Origin of the sequence: Acetobacter pomorum (assembly GCF_002738225.1) — a bacterium.
Classification (GTDB): Bacteria; Pseudomonadota; Alphaproteobacteria; order Acetobacterales; family Acetobacteraceae; genus Acetobacter; species Acetobacter pomorum.
Map to the genome: position 1 here is coordinate 1 of NZ_PEBQ01000006.1, position 586 is coordinate 586.

1 pseudogene is annotated in these 586 nt (G+C 35.3%); it reads right to left on the reverse strand.

The features are described 5' to 3' along the window. A pseudogene (locus tag CSR02_RS16450) lies at positions 1–586 on the reverse strand (hypothetical protein); the annotation flags it as partial.

Sequence of the window (586 nt, forward strand, 5' to 3'; positions counted from 1 at the left end):
CGTATTTTTCAAATTCAGGTATAACTAATCTTATTCTCTTCATGTAAGCTTCAATGACCATATCGTTAAGTCTCTTTATTTCAGAATCTGAAAGCAGTTCTTTAATAAATGTGTTGTCCTTTAATGCATTCTCCGTATGTTCTCCGTCCTTGTTTTCCTTAAATTGCTTTATAAAACCAGACAAGAAACGTTCTTCAAGACTAATCGATATGTCCTCATATTTCATTGGGTGATCCCCTCTGTTTCTTGAGAACTTCCATAAGAACTCTTCAAATGATTTATAAAAATAGTGATAAATCACCGCAAAATCAGATGAGGGAGAATCAGATAGCGCCGTTGATATATGATGAGGTAATTTTGATTTATTGTAAGTATGCAAATGTCCATTTGCATTACGGAAAACAGGAGAATCCGCTTCTATACTCCGCGGAAAATGTGCTTGAGAACCGATGAATTTGTGAGGTTTGCACATAGATTTTATATGAGGGTTAGGAGCTACCTCAACATTTGGAAATCTCTGATACATTGGTGCATCAAACCAACTTACATTTCCTCCACTTCCAACATAGGTCCAATTAATGCAAAT